The organism is Actinomadura harenae, from assembly GCF_003696215.1.
GTDB classification, from domain to species: domain Bacteria; phylum Actinomycetota; class Actinomycetes; order Streptosporangiales; family Streptosporangiaceae; genus Spirillospora; species Spirillospora harenae.
In genome coordinates this window covers 50232-71485 of sequence record NZ_RFFG01000011.1, presented here as the reverse complement: position 1 = coordinate 71485, position 21254 = coordinate 50232, and the positions used below count along the sequence as shown (strand labels likewise).

The window sequence follows — 21254 nt, the reverse complement described above, 5'->3', positions numbered from 1 at the left end:
CAGGGCATATCGCGGCCGGGGTGGCCCGTGGTCGGGAGCCGTCGTCGCGGCCGGGTCAGGGACGGCGGCGGGGAGTGGGGGCCGGGTCGGGGTCGACGCCGCGGCGGGACGGGCCGGACGGCGCGGGCGCCGGGGCCGGGGCGTCGCCGTCGGCGGGGGCCGGGAGCAGGCCGATCTCGTCCAGGTAGGCGCGGCCGCGGGGCGTGATGTCCCACAGGTTGCTGCGCCACTCCTTGCGCCGCCACACGACGCCCGCGGCGAGCAGGCGGCGGCCGACCCGGCTGATCTCGGTGTCGTCGGTGCCGAGCTCGGCGGCGAGCTCGCGGTTGGACCGGCCCGGACGGGCGGCCACGGCGACCAGGAAGCGGGCCGCGTGGCCGCCCGGGCGCAGGCCGAGCTGGAGGCCGGACGGCATCCGGCGCAGCGCCCAGTGCGCGACGTCGATGAGGCCGAGCACCCGGCCCCGCTCCTCGCGCCGGTCGGGGTCGAGGGCCGGGACGTCGAGGTAGTGCGTCCGGCACAGCCACTGGAGGCCGTCCTTGAGGGCGGTCAGCGCCGGTTCGTCCGCACAGAGGGAGGCGTCGGTGATGAGCATGCCGAGCGCGCCGAAGTGCCCCTCCTCGATCGTCTTCGCGTGCTCCAGGGTCTCCAGCAGGCGTTCGGCCTCGGCGAGCCTGCCGCCGCTCGTGCCCATCGCCGGGGTGGTCGCCGAGGTCGTCGCCATGTCTCTGGTCCTTGTTCTGTCGGGGTGCCGTTGAGGTGCTGCCGGGGTGCTGTTCAGGTTCTGCCCGGGCGCGGTGACCGGCCGGTCTCGCGCGCCGGTCTCTCCACTGTCCGTCGATGCCAAGTGAATGTCAAGTGACTCATTCCAGAAGCGCCGGACGGCACGAAACCCTTACCGCGCCGGGGCTACCATCGGGTGACCCCCTAGTGCGCGCTGTCACCCCCGGAGGGCGCAGATGACGGATCGGCTCGCGGAGCACCCGCCCGCGACCGCGGAGTACCCGGCCGACCCGGCGGACCTCTTCGTCCGCCTGTACGACGAACTGCCCGCCGGACTGCACCGGGCCTGGCCCCTGAACCTCTGGTACGAGGACGCCCGCGTCCGGCGGACCGTGAACGACCTGACCGAGCGGATCATCGAGGACGCCGGGTTCGACCCGGCCGAGGCCGCCGCGCTCGTCGCGGCGGGCGGCGACCACGGCCGGTTCACGCTGCTGCTCGCCCTGGACGGCGCGCTCGCGCTCGCCAACCCGTTCGGGCCGTTCCACGACGCGTCCACGCTGACCGGGATCACCGTCCGGTACCTGGTCGAGGGCCGGTTCGACAGCGGCGCGGCGGGCGGCGCGCTGCTCCCCCGCTGCGCCCTGCCCGGACGCCCGGAGGGGCTGCGCGCGCTGCCCGACTTCTTCGGCGTCCACCGCGTCCCGCCGCACCTGTGGGAGAGGGTCGAGCACACGCGGCTGCCCGCCGTCCACGACCCGCACCTGTCCCCGGACGTGCCGGTCGAGGTCGGCTGCGCGCCGGTGATGGAGTCCTACGACGAGGTGCGGGTCGGGTTCGCCGAGCGGGCCGCGCGCACCGTGTACCGGCTCGACCCGGCCGACACCGCGGACGTCCGCGCGCGGATCCGGGCGATCGTCCGGCGGCTGGACGAGGCGGGCGCGCGGATCGCCGTCCTGCCCGAGGCGACCCTGTCGGACGGCCTGCTGGAGGTGTGGAAGGAGGCGGCGTTCGACACCGCGCGCCGGGACGCGCCGCTGCGGCTGCTCATGCTCGGGTCGGGGCCGCTCGGCGGGGGCGACCCACCGCCGAACCGGGCGGTGCTCATCGACCGCTGGACGGGCGCGGAGCTGCTCGTCCAGGACAAGCTGAGCCCGTTCGTGCTGGGCGAGCGGCAGATGCGCGACTGGGCGGTGCCGGGCGCGCCGGGCGCGGGCACGGCCGAGGAGGACATCGCGCCCGGCGCGGCCGTCCGGCTGCTGGACTGCTCGCTCGGCCGGCTCGCCGTCCTGATCTGCGAGGACCTGAGCCGCGCGGACCGCTGGGACCGGGAGCTGATGGCGGCCGGGGCGTCTCACCTGCTGGTGCCGATCTTCTCCAAGCCGATCCTGCGGTTCCGCTGGGAGGAGCAGGGCGCGCAGCGCCAGGTGAACACGCTCGGCGCGTGGGTGGTGGTCGCCAACAGCCTGGTCGTCGGGAACGCGATGCCGCCCGACCCGTCGCTCGGCGAGCGGCACACCTGCCTGGTCGCGGGCCCGGACGGCGCGGCCCGGCTCGACTACGCGTCGGTGCTCGCGTTCGGCAGCGCCGTCCGCGGCGACGAGCCGGGCCTCACCGCGGACGGCAAGCTCCCCGTCCTGCACGTGGGCGCCGCGCACGAGGCGTGGCTGCCGCACTGGTCCGACGACCTCCCCGGGGGCGGCGCCTTCGAGGAGGTCGGGCCGGACGACGTCAGCAGCCTCGACTGACGGTCCTCAGGGGTCAGTCGGGCCGCACCGGGGTCCTGTTCTCGACGAGGCGCTGGTCGGGGACGTCCAGGAGGAGGCCGGACCGGCGCCACGGCGTCTCGGCCGCCTCCCGGGCGCGGGCGGCCTCCTCGGGACGGCCCAGCTCGTCCAGGGCGACGGCGAGCAGGGACAGGACGCGTCCGCCGAGGTGCTCGTCGCCGATCTCGCCGAACAGCGCGGCGGCCCGCGTCCCGACGTCCGCGGCCTCGGCGGGGCGGCCGAGCCGCAGGTGCGCGACGACGATCCGGGGCAGGCACCACGCCTCGCGCAGCGGCATGCCGCGCGTCCGGTAGATCTCGCGGGCCGTCTCCAGTTCGCGCAGCGCGCGCAGCGGCTCCCCGGCGTACAGGGACGCGACGCCGAGCCCGAGCCAGCACAGGCCCTCGGCGTTGCCGTCGCGGACGGGCGCGGCGAGCGCGAGCCCGTCGAGCCCGTGCCGCCGGGCCTCCTCGGGCATCCCGGACTCGGCGTAGGCGATCGAGAGCTGCGCGTGGGCGCGGCTGATCAGCGCGTCGTCGCCCGGGAGGGCGTCCAGCGCGTCGCTGAGCAGGCTGATCGCGGCGTCCGCCGCGCCCATGAGGCGGGCGCCCGCGCCCATCGCGAACAGCACCCCGCCGGGCAGCAGCCCGGCCGGGACGGTCGCCCGGTCGGCGAGCGACGGGACGACGAACAGCTGGCCGACGAGCCGTCCGGGCGAGCCGCCGCTCCCGAGGTAGCCGCGGATCGCGGCCATGACGTTGGCGTGCTCGGCGCGCATCCAGGCGACCATCGCGGCGGCGTCCGCGAAGGACCGGCCGGTGTGCAGGGCGTCGACGGCGACGCGGTGCGCCTCGACGACCTCCGGTTCGCAGTAGATCTGGTACAGGATGATCGGCTGCCGGAACAGGCCGCGGATGCCCGCGAGATAGTGCTCCAGGAGCCGTTCCAGCGCGCGGGCGCACGAGATCGGGCCGTCGCCCGTCTCCGCGAGTCCGCGCGCGTAGAGGCGCAGCAGCGCGTGGTAGGCGTACCGGGCGGGCGCGCGGCATTCCAGCAGGCCGGAGTCGACGAGCGACTCGCAGAGGTCCTCGGCGTCCAGGACGTCGAGGTCGAGCAGCGCGGCGGCGGCCTCCACGCACAGGTCCGGGCCGTCGTGCAGGGCGAGCAGCCGGAACGCGCGGGCCTCCTCGATGCCGAGCTGCGCGTAGCCGAGCGCGAAGCACGACTCGACCGCCTCGTCGCCGATCCGCAGCTCGCCGAGGCGGCGGCGCTCGTCGGCGAGCCGCCCGGCGAGGACGGCCGGGCGCATCCGGGGCCGGGCGGCGAGCCGGGACGCGATGATCCGCACCGCGAGCGGCAGCAGCCCGGACGCCTGCACCAGGCGCAGCGACGCGTCCGGCTCGGCGGCGATCCGCTCGGGGCCGGCGACGCGTCCGAGCAGGGCGGTCGCGGCCTCCGGGGTGAACGGCGCGAGGTCCAGGTGGGCGGCGACGGGCAGCTCGGCGAGCCGCGTGCGGCCGGTGACCAGGACCGCGCTGCCGGACTCGCCGGGCAGCAGCGGCGCGACCTGCGCGGCGTCCCGGGCGTCGTCCAGGACGACCAGGACGCGGCGTCCGGCCAGGTGGGAGCGGAGCAGCGCGGCGCGGCGGTCCGGCTCGGGCGGGATCTCCCGGTCGGGCGCGCCCAGCGCGCGCAGGAACGCGGCGAGGACGGCGGCGGGCGGGGCCGGTGCCGGTCCGGCGCCGTGCAGCTCGGCGTAGAGCTGGCCGTCCGGGAACGCGTCCCGGACGGCGTGGGCGACGTGCAGGGCGAGCGCGGTCTTGCCGATCCCGCCGAGCCCGGCGACGGTCACGACGGGCACGGCGCTGCCGTCCCGGGTGGTGAGCGCGGCGGCGAGGCGGGCGGTCTCGGCGTCCCTTCCGGTGAAGTCGGGCAGGTCGGGCGGGAGCTGGGCGGGCGGGACCTGGGCTGGCGGGACTTGGGCGGGCGGCACCGGATCGGCCGGTGCGTTCCGGGTCGGCGGAGCGTCGGTGGACGGACTCCGATCGGACGGACACGGGTCGGATGGAGCTTTGGCGGGCGGCGCGTCGGACATGGCGATCCCCTCGTTCCCCTCAGGCGTTATTTTGCATGTCGGTCACGTCTGCGGCGGAAGGGACCGGATGGGCGATGGGCCGCGGTTCGCGGTGCTCGGACCGGTGCGCGGGTGGCGCGGGGACGCCGAGCTCGACCTCGGCGCGCCGCAGCAGCGCGCGATGCTGGCGTTCCTGCTGTTGCAGGAGGGACGGGCCGCCGCCGCGCAGACCCTCGTGGAGGCGCTGTGGGGCGAGCGGCCCCCGGAGCGGGCGCGCGCCGCCCTCCGCACCTACGCGTCGCGGCTGCGTTCGGCCGTCGAACCCGACCGCGCGCGGCCGTCGGTGCTGCTCACCGCCGGGGACGGGTACCGGCTCGTCCTGCCCGACGGGCACCTGGACGCCACCCTGTTCCGGACGCGGCTCGCGGCCGCCGAGCGCGCGCGGGCGTCCGGTGCGCCCGCCGCGGCGCGGCGCCTGGTCGCGGAGGCGCTGGAGCTGTGGACGGGCGACCCGCTGGACGATCTGCCCGGCCCGTACGCGCGGGCGCAGCGGGCGCGGCTCGCGGAGTGGCGGCTGGCGGCGTCCCAGACGCGGTTCGAGCTGGATCTGGCGCTCGGCCTGCACGAGGAGGCCGTCGCGGGGCTCGCGGCCCTGGTGGCCGAGCATCCGCTGCGCGAGGCGTTCCAGCGTCTGCTGATGCTCGCCCTGCACCGGTCGGGGCGGCGGGCCGAGGCGATCGAGGTGTTCGAGCGGTCGCGTTCGCTGCTGGACGCCGAGCTGGGCCTCGGTCCCGATCCCGGCCTGGTCGAGCTGCGGCGGGTCATCGCCGCGGGTCCGCCCCGGGGCTCGGCGGTCGCGCAGCTCCCCACCGACCTCATCGACTTCACCGGGCGCGAGGAGCAGGCCGGGGAGCTGGCGCGCCTGCTGTCGGGCGGGGCCTCGGCCGTCGCGGTGTGCGGGCCGGTCGGGGTCGGGACGTCGGCGCTGGCCGTGCACGTCGCCCATCTCGTCAGAGATGTGTATCCGGACGGCCAGCTTTATGCCGACCTCCGCCGCGACGAGCCCGGCGCGGTCCTCCTGGACTTCCTGCGGACGCTCGGCGTCCCGGCGGGCGGCGTCTCCGACCGCTGCGAACTCGCCGCGCGGGTGCGCTCGGCGCTGCGCGGACGGCGGATGCTGCTCGTCCTCGACAACGCGCCGGACGCCAGGTCGCTGCGTCCGCTGCTCCCGGGCGGGGGCTGCGCGGTGCTGGTCACCGGCCGCGTCCGGCCGGAGGGCGTCCCGCACGCCGTTGAGCTGGCCGAGTTCTCCGAGGACGAGGCCGTCGCGTTCTTCGGGCGCGTCGCGGGCCGGGACCGCGTCGCGCGCGAACCGGACGCCGTCGCCGAGGCCGTCGCGCTGTGCGGGCGGCTGCCGCTGGCCCTGCGGATCCTCGCGGCGCGGCTGGCGTCCCGGCCCGGCTGGACGGCCGGTTCGCTCGTCCGGCGCCTCGCGGACGAGCGGCGCCGCCTCGCCGAGCTGAAGGTCGGGACGCTCGGCGTCGAGGCGGCGTTCGCCCGCGAGCACGCGCGGCTCGACGACGGGCGGGCGCGGGCGCTGGCGCTCCTGGCCCGCTCCGGAGGAGTCGCGTTCTCCCTCGATCAGGCCGCCGAGCTGCTCGGACGTCCGCCGGAGGAGGTCGCGGACGTCCTGTCCGGGCTGGTCGGCTCCGGTCTGATGGTGTCGCCGTCACCCGGCCGGTTCCGGTATCCCGACCTGGTCCACCTCTTCGCCCGGCACCTCCCCGAGCGGCCCTAGCGGACGCACGCGCCCATCGTGGTCGGCTGCTCCCCCGTGGCGAGGAGGGCCCGGACGGTGGCGGACTCGGCCGTGCCGAGACCGACGAAGGCGTCCAGCGCGGTGCGCCATTCGCGGCGCGCGCGGGCCGTCTGGCCGAGCGCGGCCAGGGCCCGTCCGAGGACGACCCGGGTGCGCGCCTGCTGCCAGTCCACGCCGATGACGCGCGCGACCGCGAGGGACTGCGAGGCGGTGTCGGCGGCGTCCTGGAACTGGCCGAGCGCGAGGCGCGTCTCGGCCATCCGCATCAGGACCTGCGCCTCGCGGAGCGGCAGCGAGTGCGTCCAGCAGACCGTGAGCGCCTCGTCGTACGCGCCGAGCGCCTCGGTGTGCCGGTCCAGCGAGCCGAGGATCTGCCCGACCAGGTAGAGCGTGTACGCGACGGCGACCGGGGCGTCGGCGCGGCGGGCCAGCGCGAGCCCCTGGTACCCGGCGGCGAGCGCGGACGCCCGGTCGCCCGTCTCGAGGTGCAGCTGCGCGATGTTCGCCAGCCGCGTCGCCTGCCCCCGCAGGTTCCCCGTCCGGACGTCGATCGCCAGGGCCTCCCGGCAGTGGGTCAGGCCGGACGTGTGGTCGCGGCGGTAGAAGGCGTCCAGCGCGAGGATGCTCAGCGCCTCGGCGAGCGCGGGTTCGTCGCCCAGTTCGCGGCAGAGCTCCACGGCGCGCCGGACCAGCTCCGGGCCCCCGGGCCGCTTGGCGCAGTGGATCAGGTGGTAGCCGAGGACGAACGAGCCGGCCATCTCCGCGCGCCGGTTCCCGGCCGGGAGCGCCGCGTCCAGGAGGGCGCGGGCGGCGACGACCAGTTCCGCCCAGCGGGGGCCGTCGTCGAGCTGCTGCGCCAGCGCGAGGGTCAGCTCGGCGACGCCGTCCAGGGGCAGGGCGGAGTCGGACGCGTAGCGTGTGACCAGCGCGAACAGCTCCGAGAGGTGGTCGGTCGTCCACTGGGTCGCGGCGCTCGCGGACGTGAACCGGGGCGGCCCGGTGCGGGGCGCCTGGGCGGGGCTCTCACCGAGGACGACGAGGGCCTCCCGCTGCGCGTCCAGGTGGTGGGCGAGCAGGCGGGCGAACGCGGCGCGCCTCTCGCCGGCGCCTTGGCGCTCGCCGAGCGCGCGGGCGAACAGCAGGGTCAGGTTGTGGAAGCGGTACCGGCGCGGCGCGGGCGCGGCGAGCATGCCGAGTTCGACGAGCGAGTCCGCGAGCTCCTCGGCCTCCTCGTCCCCGGTGCCGAGGAGCGCGGCGGCGGTGCCGACCGGGATCACGGGCGCGTCCGAGAGCGCGAGGAGGCGGAACGCGCGGGCCCGCGCGGCGTCCAGCTGGTCGTAGGCGAGCTGGAAGGTGGACTCGACGGCCGTCCCGCCGAGGCGCAGCTCGGCGAGCCGCCGCCGTCCGTCGGCCAGGCGGCCCAGCAGGGACTCGACCGTCCAGTCCGGGCGCGCGGCCAGCCGCGACGCGACGATCCGGACGGCGAGGGGCAGCCGGTCGCACAGCCGCAGCACCTCCTCGGCGGCGGAGCGCTCGGCGGCCGTCCGCGCCTCGCCCGCGATCCGCGCGAACAGGTCGAGCGCGTCGCGGCGGTCCAGCGTCCCGAGGTCGAGGTGGCGGTCGACGGGGAGCGCGGCGGGACGGACCCGGCCGGTGACGAGCACCGCGCAGCCCGCGCCGCCGGGCAGCAGCGGCCGCAGGCGCGCGGTGTCGCCCGCGTTGTCCAGGACGACCAGCACCCTCCGGTCGGCGAGCCAGGACCGGTAGAGCGCGGCCGCGGCGGCGACGTCGTCGTTCGGCTGCTCCGCGTCCACGACGCCGAGCCTGCGGAGGAACCCGCGCAGCACCTCCCCCGGCTCGGCCGGCGCGGAGTCCGGGCCGGTCCGGGCCGCGCCGAGGTCGGCGTAGAGGACGCCGTCCGGGAAGGCCCCCGCGACCTCGTGCGCCGCCTGGACGGCCAGCGTCGTCTTGCCGACCCCCGCACCGCCCGCCAGCGTCACGACCACGGGCGCCCGCCCGCGCCGCTCGCCCCGCGCGGCCCCGGTGAGCGTCGCCCGCAGTCGTGCCAGCTCTCCGACCCGCCCGACGAAGTCCGGCACGGCCCGGGGCAGCTCGTACACCTGCTCGGCGGCGCCGTCACCGGACGGTTCGTTCGCGGCGGTCAGGTCAGGGGACGAGCGGAGGATGTGCTCGTGGAGGTCGCGCAGCGGGGCGGCGGGGCGGGTGCCCAGTTCCTCGGCGAGGGAGCGGCGGACGGTGGCGTAGGCGTCGAGCGCCTCGGCGCGGCGGCCGCTGCGGTAGAGGGCCAGCATGCGCAGGGCGTGCAGGCGTTCGCGGAGGGGGTGGGCCGCGGCGAGCGCGGCCAGTTCGACGGCGGCCTCGGCGTGGGCGCCCAGGGCGAGTTCGGCGTCCAGGCGCGTCTCCAGCGCGTCCAGGCGGAGGAGGCGGAGGCGTTCGCGGTGCGCGGCCGCGGACGGGCCGGGCAGGCCGACGAGGGGTTCGCCGCCCCACAGGGCCTCGGCGTCCAGGAGCAGGCGGCGGGCCCCGGCGTGGTCGCCGCGTCCGGCGGCGGCGCGCGCGTCCTGGACGAGCCGCTCGAACACCACGGCGTCCACCGACTCGGCCGGGACGCGCAGCGCGTACCCGCGTCCCGTCGAGACCAGGACGCGCGGACGCGTCCGGTCGTCCTCCAGCGCGTGCCGCAGCCGGGACACGTAGGTGCGGATCATGCCGACCGCGCGGGCGGGCGGCTCGCCCTCCCAGAGCGCGGCGACCAGGTCCCCGATCCCGGCCGTCCGGCCGCCGCGCAGCAGCAGCGCGGCGAGGAGCGCGCCCTGCTGCGGCGCCCCGATCCCGAGCTCTCCCCGTCCCTCACCCGCCTCCGGCGGATCGCGCCGGACCGTCAGCGGTCCGAGCAGCGTGAAGCGCAGTCGTGTCGAGGTCACCCCGGAAACCCTCTCGAACGCCGGTCATCGGTACGTGGTCGGCCATCGGAACGTGGTCGCTCGTCGGAACGTGGTGGCGGCCGTGCCGGGCCCGGTCACCGCCGGACGGTGAAGGGGGCCGGGCTGGTCGCGGATCCGCCCGGGGTGCGCACGACCGGCCGTCCGGTCGCCGCGTCCGCCGGGACGGTGGTGGTGAGGCCGGTGTCGGTGACGTCCGTGACCGGGGCCTCGGCGGAGCCGAAGCGGACGGCCGTCGCGGACGCCAGTCCGACGCCGGTGATGCGGACGCTCTCGCCAGGCGCCGCGTCCGCCGGGTCCACGCCCCGGACCTGCGGACCCATCGCCTGGTCGCGTCCCTGCTGCGCGGGAGCCAGCAGTGTCGCGAACACCGCGCGCAGCTTCTCGGCCGTCTCCCGCGAGAACAGCCCGACCAGCGCGGCGATCGCGGCGATCCCGTACGGGTTGACGTCGTCGGCGCCGCCCGCGCCCGTCACCAGGCCGCCGCGCAGCACCAGGTAGACGATGAGGCCGAGCAGCGCGCCCGCGAACGGCAGCATGAGGTACATCATCAGCCAGCTGCGCCGCAGCGACCGGTTCCCGACGTACCAGTACAGCGACCGCGACACGTGGACGCAGGAGCCGAGCGCGCCCGCCGCGAGGACGACGAGGAACATCGCCTTGTCGCGGGACACGTGCGTCCGCCACCCGAACCAGTCCAGCGTGTGCCCGGGCGCGGTGGTCGCGCCGGGTGGGGTGGCGGGCGGCCACGCCTGGACGAGCAGGGACACCAGCGCGGCCGCCAGCAGCACGATGACCAGCGCCACTGCGACGATGTCGCGGGTGCGCGCGTAGTCGCTGCCGACCGGTGACTCCTGCACTGAATATTCCTCACGTCGGGGATGTCTCACGCATATCGCTCCACCCGGGCGGGCCGTTTCCACGGTGACACACCCGGCGGGCTCTTGAATTCACCCCATCTCATTACGAATTGGTGGAGTCTTCATCCTTGGTTCTGTTTGGGGCGGATGTCCGCCTCTACGCTCGCCTCCCATGCGCCGAAAAGCAGCAGCACTCGCGGCCGCGGCCGTCGCCGCCGCCGGGCTCGCCGGATACTCCGGCACCGCCCGCGCCGAGACCCCCGCGGCCGCCTGTGAGACGCCCGCCGACCACCGGATCGCGCAGGTCCAGGGGTCCGGGGACGCCTCCCCCCTCGCCGGGCGGACCGTCCGTGTCGAGGGCGTCGTGACCGGTGACTTCCGCCGGGCCGACCAGCTCAAGGGGTTCTTCGTCCAGGACCCCGCCCCCGACGCCGACCCCGCGTCCTCCAAGGGCCTGTTCGTCTTCTCCACGCAGGACGTGAAGCCCGGCGACCGCGTCCTGGTCACCGGCAAGGTGACCGAGTACAGCGGGCTGACCGAGCTGTCGCCCGTGTCCGCCGTGGACGTCTGCGGCACCGCGACCGAGCCCGTCAGGCCCGTCGACGTGAAGCTCCCGCTCCCCGCGGGCGTGACCATGGAGCGGTACGAGGGCATGCTCGTCCGCTTCAAGCAGCGCCTCACCGCGACCGAGGTGTACAACCTCGGCCGCTACGGCGAGGTGTCCCTGTCGTCCGCCGGACGCCTGTTCAACCCGACCGAGGGCCGGGGGAGGTCGCAGGCGTGGAACGACGCGCACCGCGTCCTCCTGGACGACGGGTCGAACGTGCAGAACCCGGCCGTCCCGCCGTACACCAGGCCGAAGGTGCTGCGCGTCGGCGACTCGACGACGAACCTGACCGCGATCATGTCGCAGGGCTTCGGGACGTACCGGCTCGAGCCGCCCACGCTGCCGACGTTCGCGCGGACGAACCCGCGCCACGCCCGGCCCGCCCCGGTCGGCGGCGACGTCCGCGTCGCCGGTTTCAACACCGAGAACTGGTTCACGACGCTGAACGAGCGCGGCGCGACCTCGGCCGAGGAGCGCGACCGGCAGCTCACCAAGCTCGTCGCCGCGATCAAGGGCGTCGACCCGGACGTCGCGGGCCTCATGGAGGTCGAGAACAACGACGCCGCAGGCGCCGACTCGGCGATCCAGACGCTCGTCGACAAGCTGAACGGCGAGGTCGGCGCGGGCACCTACGCGTGGATCCGGCACCCGAACCCGGGCACCGACCAGATCCACGTCGTGGCGATCTACAAGCCCGCGAAGGTCCGCCCGGTCGGCGCCCCGCGCTCGACCGACGCGCCGGTCTTCGAGCGCCCGCCGCTCGTCCAGACGTTCGCGCGCGCCGACGGCAAGGGCACGACGTTCACGCTGATCGCCAACCACTTCAAGTCCAAGGGCTGCACCGGCGCGACCGGCGCGGACAAGGACCAGGGCGACGGCCAGGGCTGCTTCAACCCGCGCCGCGTCGCGCAGGCCAAGGCGATCACCGAGCTGGCCGCCCGGGAGAAGAACCCGGTCGTCCTCGGCGACCTCAACGCCTACACCGCCGAGGACCCGGTGAAGGCGCTGGTCGCGGGCGGTCTGGTCGGCCAGACCGAGCGGTTCGTCAAGCCCGCCCAGCGCTACAGCTACGTGTTCGACGGCCAGTCCGGCGAGCTGGACCACATCCTGGCCGGGAAGGCGTTCTCCAAGCGCGTCACCGGCGCGGCGATCTGGCACATCAACGCCGACGAGCCGCTCGCCGAGGGCTACCCGACGAAGTACAACCCGCCGTTCCTGTACCACCCGGACGCGTACCGGTCGTCCGACCACGACCCCGTCGTGATCGGCCTGAAGCTGCGCTGACCAGCGGAGACGACGATGCCCGGGGCGTGCCGCACGCCCCGGGCATCATCTTCTCTCAGGAGGTCGTCCCTCAGGACGCCGCGTCTCAGGAGGTCGCGGCGAACGCCTCGGCGAGGATGTCCAGGCCCTCGTCCAGCAGGTGGTCCGGGATGACCAGCGGCGGCAGGAAGCGCAGCACGTTGCCGTAGGTCCCGGCGGTGAGGACGAGCAGCCCGGCCGCGTGGCAGCGGCGCGCGATCGCGGCCGTGACCTCGGGGTTCGGCTCCTTGGTGCCCGGCTTGACCAGCTCGACGGCGATCATCGCGCCGCGTCCCCGGACGTCCCCGACGATGTCGTGCTTCGCGGCGAGCTCGCGCAGCCGCGGCAGCATCGTGTCGCCGATGGCGCGGGCCCGCTCCACGAGGCCCTGCGACTCGATCTCCTCCAGGACGGCGAGGGCCGCCTCGCAGGCGAGCGGGTTGCCGCCGTAGGTGCCGCCGAGGCCGCCGCCGTGGACCTTGTCCATGACGTCCGCGCGGCCGGTGACGGCGGCGAGCGGCAGGCCGCCCGCGATGCCCTTCGCGGTCGTGATCAGGTCCGGGACGATGCCCTCGTGCTCGCAGGCGAACAGGTCGCCGGTGCGCGCGAAGCCGGTCTGGACCTCGTCCGCGACGAACAGGATGCCGTGCTCCCTGGCGAACTCGGCGATGCGCGGCAGGAAGCCCGGCGCGGGCTCGATGAAGCCGCCCTCACCGGCGATCGGCTCGATCACCACGGCGGCCACGTTCTCCGGGCCGAGCTGCTTGGTGATCTGCTCGATGGCCTGCTCCGCGGCCTCCTGGCCGCAGTTCTCCGGCCCGGTCGGCCAGCGGAACGGGTAGGCCAGCGGCATCCGGTAGACCTCGGGCGCGTACGGCCCGAAGCCCTGCTTGTACGGCATGTTCTTCGCCGTGAGCGTCATCGTCAGCAGCGTCCGGCCGTGGTAGCCGTGGTCGAACACCACGACGGCCTGCCGCCCGGTCGCGTACCGGGCGATCTTGACGGCGTTCTCCACCGCCTCCGCGCCGCTGTTGACCAGGATCGACCGCTTCTCGTGGTCGCCGGGCGTGAGGGCGTTCAGCGCCTCGCAGACCTGCACGTACGACTCGTACGGCGCGACCATGAAACAGGTGTGGGTGAACCGCTCGACCTGCGCCTTCACCCGCTCGACGACGCGCGGGTTGGCGTTGCCGACGTTGGTGACGGCGATCCCGGAGCCGAAGTCGATCAGCGAGTTGCCGTCGACGTCCACGACGACGCCGCCGCCCGCGTCCGTCACGTACACCGGCAGGACGCTGCCGACGCCGGGCGGGACGGCCGCCGTGCGGCGCTCCTGCAACTCCCGGGAGCGGGGGCCGGGAATCTCCGTGACGATGCGCCGTTCCTGCGCGATTTCGCTGGTCATGGGGCCGACGGTAGACCGGCGGGGCCGTAGGCTGAACTCGCCGCGGCGGCGAATCGGTGTCGCGCGGCTCGCCCTGACGGAAGGACCCGGACGTGCCGCCCCGCCTCGCCGCCGTCGCCGCGCTGCCCCGGCTCGGCCTGCGCCCGCTCACGCCCGTCCCGCCGGACGCCCCCGTCTCCTGGGTCGCCGTCAGCGAACTGGAGGACCCGACCGCCTACCTGGAGGGCGGCGAGCTCCTCCTCACCACGGGCATGCGGCTGACCTCGGACAACGCTTACGACTACGTCGCGCGGCTCGTGCGCCGCGAGGTCGCGGGCGTCGGCTTCGGGATCGGCGTCGTCCACGACGCGGTGCCCCCGGCCCTGGTCGCGGCGGCGCGGACGCACGGGCTGGCGCTGCTGGAGGTCCCGCGCGCCACGCCGTTCATCGCGGTCGGCAAGGCCGTCTCCCGGATGCTCGCCGCCGAGTGGTACGAGGACGTCACGCGCGCCTTCCAGGCCCAGCGCGCCCTGTCCCGCGCCGCCCTGGACGGCCCCGCCGCCGTGATCGTCCGGCTGGCGCGCGAACTGGGCGGCTGGGCGCTGCTCCTGGACACCGCCGGAGCCGTCCGGCACGCCGAGCCCGCGTCCGCCGCGTCCCGCGCCGCCGCCCTCACCCCCGACCTCGCCCGACTCCGCCCCGGCCCGTCCACCCCCGCGCCGAGCGGGGCGGGGGCGCGGGGGCGGGCGGTCGTGGGAAGCCTGTCGCTGGTGGACGGGGACGCGCACGTGGTCGTCCAGGGGATCGGGCTCGGCGACCGGCCGCTCGGGTTCCTCGCGGTCGGGACGCCCGCGCCGCTGCCGCACGTCGCGCACACGATCGTCGGGGCCGCGGCGGCGCTGCTGACGCTCCGGTCCGAGACACCCCGCTCGGGACGCGACCTCCGCGCGGCGCTCGCCGCCGTGCTCCTCGGCCTCCCCGCGCCGGACCGGGCCGCGCCGAGGTTCCCCGCGACCGTCCTGGCCTGCGCCGACACGGGAATCGTGGACGCCCTGGAGGCCGACCCGCTGGGCGACCGCTGCCTGGCCCTGCCGCGTCCCGGGCATGTCGTGGTGATCGCTCCCGCGTCCGCCGCCCGCCGGGTCGCGGCCCTCGCGGGCGGCCCGTCCGGGATCAGCGAGCCCGCCGCGTCCGCCCCGGACCTGGCGGCGGCGCTCGTCCAGGCCGAACGGGCCCTGGCCGCCGCCCGCCGCACCGGCGAGCCCCTCGGCTACGACGAACTCCCAGGTCAGGGGCTTCTCGGCGTCCTCGATCCGCACCTCGCGCGGGGCTTCGCGGACGCCCTGCTCGCCCCCCTGGCCGCCGAACCGGCCCTCCTGACGTCCCTGCGCGCCTACCTGGCCTCCGGCGGGCGCCTGGAGGAGGCCGCCCGCGACCTGGACGTCCACCGGCACACGCTCCGCACCCGCGTCCGCCGCGTCGCCGACCTCCTCGACCGGGACCTCGACGACCCGGGCGTCCGGGCCGAACTGTGGGTGGCGCTCGCCGTCACGGACAACGCGACCGGTCCGATTGGCCTGACCGGAGCGTCCGACCAGGAGTAGGCAGAGATAACGTCGGGGTATGGACGTGACTCTTTTCTGGCTCGCCGGGCGCCCCGAGACCGGCACCGAAACCCTCGCCGTGACGCACCCGTACGACGGCCGCGAGGTCGGCGTCGTCGCCGTGCCCACGCCCGAGCAGGTCGAGGAGGCCGTGGCGGCGGCCCACGCCGTCCGTGACCAGGCCGCCGCCCTGCCCGTCCACGTGCGCGCGGACGCGCTCACCCACGTCTCCCGCCGCCTCGAGGAGCGGCTCGAGGAGATCGCCCGCCTGATCACCGCCGAGAACGGCAAGCCGCTCATGTGGGCGCGCGTCGAGGTCAGGCGCGCGGTGTCGGTGTTCCGGTTCGCGGCCGAGGAGGCCCGCCGCTGGTCCCCGACCACGCAGCGCCTCGACACCGAGCCCGGCGGCGTCGGCCGCCTCGTGTACGTGGACCGCGTCCCCAAGGGCCCGGTGCTCGGCATCGCGCCGTTCAACTTCCCGCTGAACCTCACCGCGCACAAGGTCGCCCCGGCGATCGCGGCGGGCGCCCCGATCATCGTCAAGCCCGCCCCGGCGACGCCGCTGTCCGCGCTCGTCCTCGGCGAGATCCTCGCCGAGACGGACCTGCCCGCCGGCATGGTCTCGGTGCTGACCGTCCCGAACGACCGCGCCTCCGACCTCGTGGACGACCCGCGTCTGCCCGTCGTGTCGTTCACCGGCTCCGTCCCGGTCGGCTGGTCGATCAACGACCGCGTGCCGCGCAAGCACGTCACCCTCGAGCTCGGCGGCAACGGCGCGGCCGTCGTCCTCCCGGACGCCGACCTCGACTGGGCCGCCCAGCGCATCGGCCTGTTCTCCAACTACCAGGCCGGGCAGTCCTGCATCGCCGTCCAGCGCGTCTACGTCGACGAGTCCGTCCACGACGCGTTCCTGCCGAAGCTCGCCGAGACCGTGGGCGCCCTGGTCACCGGCGACCCGTGGGACGACAAGACCCAGGTCGGCCCCCTCGTCAGCGAGGCCGCCGCCGAGCGCGTCGAGGCCTGGGTGAACGAGGCCGTCGCGTCCGGCGCGAAGGTCCTGGTGGGCGGCACCCGCGAGGGCGCCACCTACGCCCCGACGATCCTCACCGACGTCCCCGAGGACGCCAAGGTCCTCCGCGAGGAGATCTTCGGCCCGGTCCTGGTCGTCCAGAGGACCTCCGGCGTGGACGAGGCGTTCGCCAAGGTCAACGACTCCGCCTTCGGCCTCCAGGCGGGCGTCTTCACCAGCGACGTCAACATCGCCTTCCGCGCCCACCGGGAGCTGAAGGTCGGCGGCGTCATCATCGGCGACGTCCCGTCCTACCGCGCCGACCAGATGCCCTACGGCGGCGTCAAGGACTCCGGCGTCGGCCGCGAGGGCCTCCACTCCGCCATGACCGACTACACCGAAGAAAAGATCATGGTCCTCACCGGCCTGCCCCTGTAACGCCCGGATCGGGCCGTCCCGCCGTGGACGGCCCGATCGCCGGTCCAGGCCGGGCAGGATGAGCGGATGCATCCCGTCCTGCTCGGGTTGGCGGCCAACCCGGCCCTCCCGCCTTCCCTCCTGGACCGCCTGATCGCGACCGGCGACCGGGACATCGCGGCCGAACTCGCCGAACGGGACGACCTCACCCCCGAGCAGGCCGCCGCCCTCCTCGCCATCGACGCGTCCTGCGCCTGGCCGCTCGCCGCACGCCACTCCCTCGACGTCGACCCGGCGGCCTCCCCGGACGCCGCCCTCGCCTTCCTCTCCGCCGGCCGAGGCCACCCCGCTTGGGCCCGAACGCTGCTGGCGTCCCCGGACCCCGCGCTCCGGACACGCCTCGTCGAGTGCCCGAACCTCCCACCCGACGTCCAGGACGCCCTGGCCTGCGACGACGTCCTCGATGTCGTCGCGGAGTCCGCCCTCTGGGCCCCGTCCACCATCGCCGCCCGCCTCGCGCGGCACCCGCACGCCGACGTCCGCGCCGCCGTCGCCGCCAACGAGTCGACGCCCCCGGACGTCCTCGCCGCCCTGCTCACCGGGGACGTCCCGCCTCCGGCCCGGTGCGTCGTCTGCGAACGACGGCCGATCCCGTTCGTCCACGCCCCGGACTGCCCGCACACCGACTGCGACCTGCCACCCGGCGCCGCCTGCGACGGCACCCACCAGTCCACCGTGGGCATCATGCGGCAGCGCGCGCTGGAGAACCCGTCCACGCCGGCGTCCGCCGCGATGCCCTTCGCGGACCACCCGTCACTCGGGTTCCGCTGGGCCCTGGCGTCCCGCCCCGACCTCACCCCCGCGGCCGCCGCGCGCCTCGCCGAGAGCACCGAGCCCGGCGTCCTGGGAGACCTGGCGTCCAACCCGGCGATCACCGAGGACCTCATGCGCACCCTCGCCGCGTCCACGGACCCTCACATCCGCCGCGCGGTGGCCCGCAACCCCCGCGTCCCCCTGGACCTCCTGGTCGCCGTGGCGTCGAACACCAGGCTCGGCACCGCCGTCCGCGGTCGGATCGCCACCCGCCACGACCCGCCGAACACCCTCCACGCCCTCCTGGCGGACACCCCGGACCACCTGACCGCCCGAGCGATCGCTCCCCACCCCACCCTGACCGAGACCCGGCTCAGAACTCTCCTCGACCAGCACGGCAAGAAGATCGCAGCCCATGTGGCCGCCAACCCGAACGCCTCGTCCGAACTCCTGGAGGCCCTGGCCGCCCTGAACCCCTCCCAGGACGCGCTGATCGGGATCGCCCGCCACACCAACGCCACACCCACGGCACTCCTGCCCTGCCTCACCAACCCCAAGGCCAAACGCCACGCCGCCGCCCACCCCGCCCTCCCCCCGCAGACCGTCCTCGCCCTCCTCGCCGACGAGGACCCCCACGTGGCCGAAGCCGCAGCCGCCAACCCCGCACTCCCCACCAACGAGATGCAGCCCTTCATCGACCGACACCGCGTCCAATAAAACCCATTTATGACACCATTTTCGAATGCCACAAGGAGATATTTTCACCATGCAAGAAATCTGAAGCAATAAGACCTCACCTCCACCCACCCCGCCATACGCTGACCACAAAACCCCTGGAGGGTCCCCCCTTACTACAAACGGGAGTCGCCGATGCCCGCCGCCGACTTTCTCGACCCGTTCGCGTCCCTCTGGAACGCCATGGGCGTCCAGCTGCGCCACGAGCGCAAGCTCAGAGGACTGACACTGGACGACGTCGCGAGGATCATCGATGCCGACCGGCAGCGCGTAGGAAACTACGAAGCCGGACGCCTCAAACTCACCAAACTCCACGTCGAGGCCCTCGACGAAGCCTGGGGCACCGTCTTCTCCGCCATGCGCAGCTTCGCGGTGAAGATCGGCCAGGAGGAGGATTGGGTCAAGCAGCTCTGGGACTTCGAGAAGAACGCCGGAGATGTCAAGACCTACGCACACGGGCTCATCCCCGTGCCACTCCAGACCGAGGGCTACGCCCGCGAATCGCTGAAGAGCATGCGGATCGTCGCGGACGTGGAGCAGGCGCTCCGCGAACGCATGGAGCGCACCGAACTGCTGCTCAGCCAGCTCCCACGCCTGCGCCTGTGGGTACTGATCGACGAGTCCGCCCTCGACCCGCCGCTGGACTCCGACCTCAAGCGCGAACAGCTCCAGCACCTGCTGGACATGAGCGAACGCGTCAGCATCAGGGTCATACCGTCCAGCGAATGGAACATCGGAACCGCCGGGAGTTTCGAGGTCATCCAGACTCGATCCAGGCACGAGGTCGGGTACATGTGGGCCCAATTGGGCGGCAAAGTGGTACTCGACAGCGACGAGGTGAGGGACCTGGTGTTGCGGTGCGACCGCATGAACGCCCTGGCCCTCTCCGAGACGGCCACACGATCGCTCATCAGGCAGAAGCTGGAGGCCATCAGTGACCGAATGGCGTAAGAGCAGTCACAGCGGCGGCGGAAGCAGCAGCGGCGACTGCGTCGAGCTCGCGGACCTGGGACCCACCGTCGGCGTACGCGACAGCAGGGACCCCGAAGGCCCCCGACTGGAACTGGACGGCCCGGGCTTCACCACCCTCATCAACACCGTCAGGACCCACACCCCCGCCTGACCCCCACCCCGAACGAAGAACGGGCTCGCCCTCAAAGGCGGGCCCGTTTCGTTCGCGCATAAGGGCGTTCTCGACATCACGGGCGACACCAACGGGCGGTTTGTTCGAACGAAACCACGTTCGGTGACCCACTTACCGAAATCGCACAACGTGTCGACTCGAACACCGTTAGTGTCCGCCACATGCCCCCTTCAGAAGATCACGAGATAACTCTCGAACTCTTCCGGAACCGCCCCGAGCTGGCCCGGAAGGTCGCGGCCGAGGTGTTCGGCCTGGACATGCCGGACGACGTGTGCTGGCAGATGGGTCCCGAGACCGTCACCAACCTCGCGCCGCAGCAGATCAGCATGGACATCGCGCTGATCGGCTCGTCCGCCGACACCCCCCGGCGGGCGATCATCCATGAGGTGCAGCGCAAGGCCGGCAAGGCGGATCTGGAGCGCATCTCCTACTCCTGGCCGGAGTACGTGACCAGCATCCGGCGGCGCTTCCAGTGTCCGACGACCATCATGGCCATGTGCCCGACCCCGTCCATCGCGCGCCGCGTCCGCACCCCCATGAAGACCGGACATCCCGGATTCGACCTGACGGTGCTGGCTTACAGCCCCGAAGATCTCAAGCCGATCATCGACACCGCGTCGGCCCGGGAGTGGCCCGAATGGGTGCTCCTCTCCTCGCCGGCGCACGCCGACGTGGAAGGCCCGCCCGTCCTGGAGGCCGTGGCTGCGGCCTTGCAGGTCACGGACGAGGAGAAACGGGAAAAGTACTATGACTACGTGCTGGCACGCCTGACGGACGCCGCCCGACACACCCTGGAGACCATCATGAAGAGCGACACCTACAGGCCGCAGAGCGACTGGGGCCGCCGGCTCTGGTCCGAAGGCGAGGCCCACGGCAAAGCCGAGGGCGAGGCCGAAGGCAGAGCGAAGGGGGTGCTGGCGGTCCTCCGGTCGCGTGGGATCGAGGTCCCGTCCGAGGCGGCCGATCGGATCACCGCGTGCACTGACCTGCGCGTGCTCGATGTGTGGCTGGACAAGGTCGCGCTCGTTGAGCGCGTTGAGGAGCTGTTCGACTGAACCGGGTTGAGTGAACGGCCGGGCCGCGCGTCCTGAGGAGGGTCTTCAGGGGGCGCGGTCATTGTTTCGTGGGGGACATGCGGGGGTTGGTCGTCCAGGTGGTCAGGTGGGTGGCGAAGCGGGCGGCGGCTGGGGACGGGGTGGTGGGGAGGACCAGGGTCAGGCGGCGGGTCACCTGGGGGTTCTTCAGGGGGATGAGGCGGACGGTGTCGGTGGGGCCGTCGGCTCTCGGGGTGAGTTGGGTGGGTGGGGCCAGGGCCAGGCCGAGGCCGGCCTCGACGAGGTCGCGGAGGAGTTGCCAGTCGGCGACCTCGCAGATGACGCGGCGGGGAACGGCGGCTTCGGTGAAAGCGGCGTCGGTGCGGTGGCGGGTCGTCCAGGTGGGGTCGGTCTCGATGAAGGGCTCGCCGGCGAGGTCGGGGAGGGTGAGGGTCGCGCGGGTGGCCAGGGGGTGGCCGGCGGGGATGGCGACCTGGAGGTCCTCGGAGATCAGGGGGATGGAGCGGAGGCCTGGGGGCGGGGGGCCGAGCTGGTCGAAGAGGGCGCAGTCGAGTTCGCCGTCGGCGACCTTGGCGGCGAGGCCGGTGCCAGCGATCTGGCGGATGGAGACGTCCAGCGCGGGGTGGGCGCGGGCGAACGCGACGAGCAGGGCGGGGAGCGGGAGCAGGCGCGGGTTGATCGGGTAGGTGCCGATGCGGAGGTGGCCGGAGAGGAGGCCGCGGACGTCCTGGACGGCCTGCCGGGCGGCCTCGGCGGATTCGAGGGTGCGGCGGGCGGCCGGGAGGAGCGCGGCGCCCTCGGCGGTGAGCCGGACGGGGCGGCTCCCCCGGACGTAGAGGTCCGCGCCGACCTCGCGTTCGAGGGCGCGGACGGAGGACGACAGGCCGGACTGGACGATCAGCTCGCGGGCGGCGGCGCGGGTGAAGTTGCGTTCCTCGGCGAGGGCCACGAAGTGGCGGAGGTGGCGTAGCTCCATGGC

General features: G+C 74.5%; 15 protein-coding genes. 9 read left to right on the top strand and 6 right to left on the bottom strand.

From position 1 onward, the window contains the following. Positions 1-55: 55 nt before the first annotated feature. Positions 56-724: a MarR family winged helix-turn-helix transcriptional regulator gene (locus EBO15_RS08485; RefSeq protein WP_122193774.1), complete on the bottom strand. Its 669-nt coding sequence runs from the start codon at positions 722-724 to the stop codon at positions 56-58. Positions 725-959: 235 nt separating this feature from the next. Between EBO15_RS08485 and EBO15_RS08480 the strand changes: the two genes are divergently transcribed. Then, positions 960-2471 (top strand): carbon-nitrogen hydrolase family protein, encoded by a 1512-nt coding sequence (locus tag EBO15_RS08480; protein WP_122193773.1) that lies wholly within the window; start codon positions 960-962, stop codon positions 2469-2471. A 13-nt stretch (positions 2472-2484) separates the two neighbouring features. Here the strand turns inward: EBO15_RS08480 and EBO15_RS08475 are convergent, their stop codons facing one another. Further along, on the bottom strand, positions 2485-4482 hold the full coding sequence (locus EBO15_RS08475) for an NB-ARC domain-containing protein (protein ID WP_158628164.1): 1998 nt from the start codon (positions 4480-4482) through the stop codon (positions 2485-2487). A gap of 169 nt (positions 4483-4651) precedes the next feature. Between EBO15_RS08475 and EBO15_RS08470 the strand changes: the two genes are divergently transcribed. Beyond that, complete coding sequence (locus EBO15_RS08470; protein WP_158628163.1) at positions 4652-6361, top strand: AfsR/SARP family transcriptional regulator; 1710 nt, start codon at positions 4652-4654, stop codon at positions 6359-6361. Here EBO15_RS08470 and EBO15_RS08465 read toward each other — a convergent pair. Next, positions 6358-9327, bottom strand: coding sequence for an AfsR/SARP family transcriptional regulator (locus EBO15_RS08465; protein ID WP_122193770.1), 2970 nt, complete (start codon positions 9325-9327; stop codon positions 6358-6360). The genes EBO15_RS08470 and EBO15_RS08465 overlap by 4 nt on opposite strands. A 95-nt stretch (positions 9328-9422) precedes the next feature. Then, a complete protein-coding gene (locus EBO15_RS08460) occupies positions 9423-10205 on the bottom strand; it encodes an IPT/TIG domain-containing protein (protein ID WP_122193769.1) in 783 nt (260 codons plus the stop codon). Between the two features lie 172 nt (positions 10206-10377). On the opposite strand from EBO15_RS08460, the gene EBO15_RS08455 reads away from it, so the two are divergent. After that, positions 10378-12096 carry an ExeM/NucH family extracellular endonuclease gene (locus tag EBO15_RS08455; RefSeq protein ID WP_122193768.1) on the top strand — a complete coding sequence of 573 codons (1719 nt, stop codon included), beginning with the start codon at positions 10378-10380 and terminating at the stop codon, positions 12094-12096. An 85-nt stretch (positions 12097-12181) separates the two neighbouring features. On the opposite strand, the gene gabT is transcribed toward EBO15_RS08455, so the two are convergent. After that, on the bottom strand, positions 12182-13519 hold the full coding sequence (gene gabT / locus EBO15_RS08450) for a 4-aminobutyrate--2-oxoglutarate transaminase (RefSeq protein WP_122193767.1): 1338 nt from the start codon (positions 13517-13519) through the stop codon (positions 12182-12184). Between the two features lie 92 nt (positions 13520-13611). On the opposite strand from gabT, the gene EBO15_RS08445 reads away from it, so the two are divergent. The 6 genes from EBO15_RS08445 (at position 13612) to EBO15_RS08420 (ending at position 20275) form a co-directional block, all read left to right on the top strand. Next, positions 13612-15102, top strand: coding sequence for a PucR family transcriptional regulator (locus EBO15_RS08445; protein ID WP_122193766.1), 1491 nt, complete (start codon positions 13612-13614; stop codon positions 15100-15102). Between the two features lie 19 nt (positions 15103-15121). Next, complete coding sequence (locus EBO15_RS08440) at positions 15122-16549, top strand: aldehyde dehydrogenase family protein (RefSeq protein WP_122193765.1); 1428 nt, start codon at positions 15122-15124, stop codon at positions 16547-16549. 66 nt (positions 16550-16615) lie between these two features. Then, positions 16616-18058 carry a hypothetical protein gene (locus EBO15_RS08435; protein WP_122193764.1) on the top strand — a complete coding sequence of 481 codons (1443 nt, stop codon included), beginning with the start codon at positions 16616-16618 and terminating at the stop codon, positions 18056-18058. Between the two features lie 153 nt (positions 18059-18211). Then, on the top strand, positions 18212-19027 hold the full coding sequence (locus EBO15_RS08430; RefSeq protein WP_122193763.1) for a helix-turn-helix domain-containing protein: 816 nt from the start codon (positions 18212-18214) through the stop codon (positions 19025-19027). After that, positions 19011-19199, top strand: a complete 189-nt coding sequence (locus tag EBO15_RS08425) for a DUF397 domain-containing protein (protein ID WP_122193762.1) — start codon at positions 19011-19013, stop codon at positions 19197-19199. Before EBO15_RS08430 ends, EBO15_RS08425 begins: the two co-directional genes overlap by 17 nt. A 263-nt stretch (positions 19200-19462) precedes the next feature. Continuing rightward, positions 19463-20275, top strand: a complete 813-nt coding sequence (locus EBO15_RS08420; protein WP_122193761.1) for a hypothetical protein — start codon at positions 19463-19465, stop codon at positions 20273-20275. 58 nt (positions 20276-20333) lie between these two features. Here EBO15_RS08420 and EBO15_RS08415 read toward each other — a convergent pair whose 3' ends face one another. Next, the gene (locus EBO15_RS08415; protein WP_122193760.1) at positions 20334-21251 is read right to left on the bottom strand and encodes a LysR family transcriptional regulator; all 918 of its coding nucleotides are present in this window, start codon (positions 21249-21251) and stop codon (positions 20334-20336) included. Positions 21252-21254: the final 3 nt, after the last annotated feature.

What these genes read in the sequence shown, in the direction of transcription:
- EBO15_RS08485 (WP_122193774.1), bottom strand. Translation starts at nt 724, where the DNA reads ATGGCGACGACCTCGGCGACCACCCCGGCGATGGGCACGAGCGGCGGC.
- EBO15_RS08480 (WP_122193773.1), top strand. Translation starts at nt 960, where the DNA reads ATGACGGATCGGCTCGCGGAGCACCCGCCCGCGACCGCGGAGTACCCG.
- EBO15_RS08470 (WP_158628163.1), top strand. Translation starts at nt 4,652, where the DNA reads ATGGGCGATGGGCCGCGGTTCGCGGTGCTCGGACCGGTGCGCGGGTGG.
- EBO15_RS08455 (WP_122193768.1), top strand. Translation starts at nt 10,378, where the DNA reads ATGCGCCGAAAAGCAGCAGCACTCGCGGCCGCGGCCGTCGCCGCCGCC.
- gabT (WP_122193767.1), bottom strand. Translation starts at nt 13,519, where the DNA reads ATGACCAGCGAAATCGCGCAGGAACGGCGCATCGTCACGGAGATTCCC.
- EBO15_RS08440 (WP_122193765.1), top strand. Translation starts at nt 15,122, where the DNA reads ATGGACGTGACTCTTTTCTGGCTCGCCGGGCGCCCCGAGACCGGCACC.
- EBO15_RS08435 (WP_122193764.1), top strand. Translation starts at nt 16,616, where the DNA reads ATGCATCCCGTCCTGCTCGGGTTGGCGGCCAACCCGGCCCTCCCGCCT.
- EBO15_RS08430 (WP_122193763.1), top strand. Translation starts at nt 18,212, where the DNA reads ATGCCCGCCGCCGACTTTCTCGACCCGTTCGCGTCCCTCTGGAACGCC.
- EBO15_RS08415 (WP_122193760.1), bottom strand. Translation starts at nt 21,251, where the DNA reads ATGGAGCTACGCCACCTCCGCCACTTCGTGGCCCTCGCCGAGGAACGC.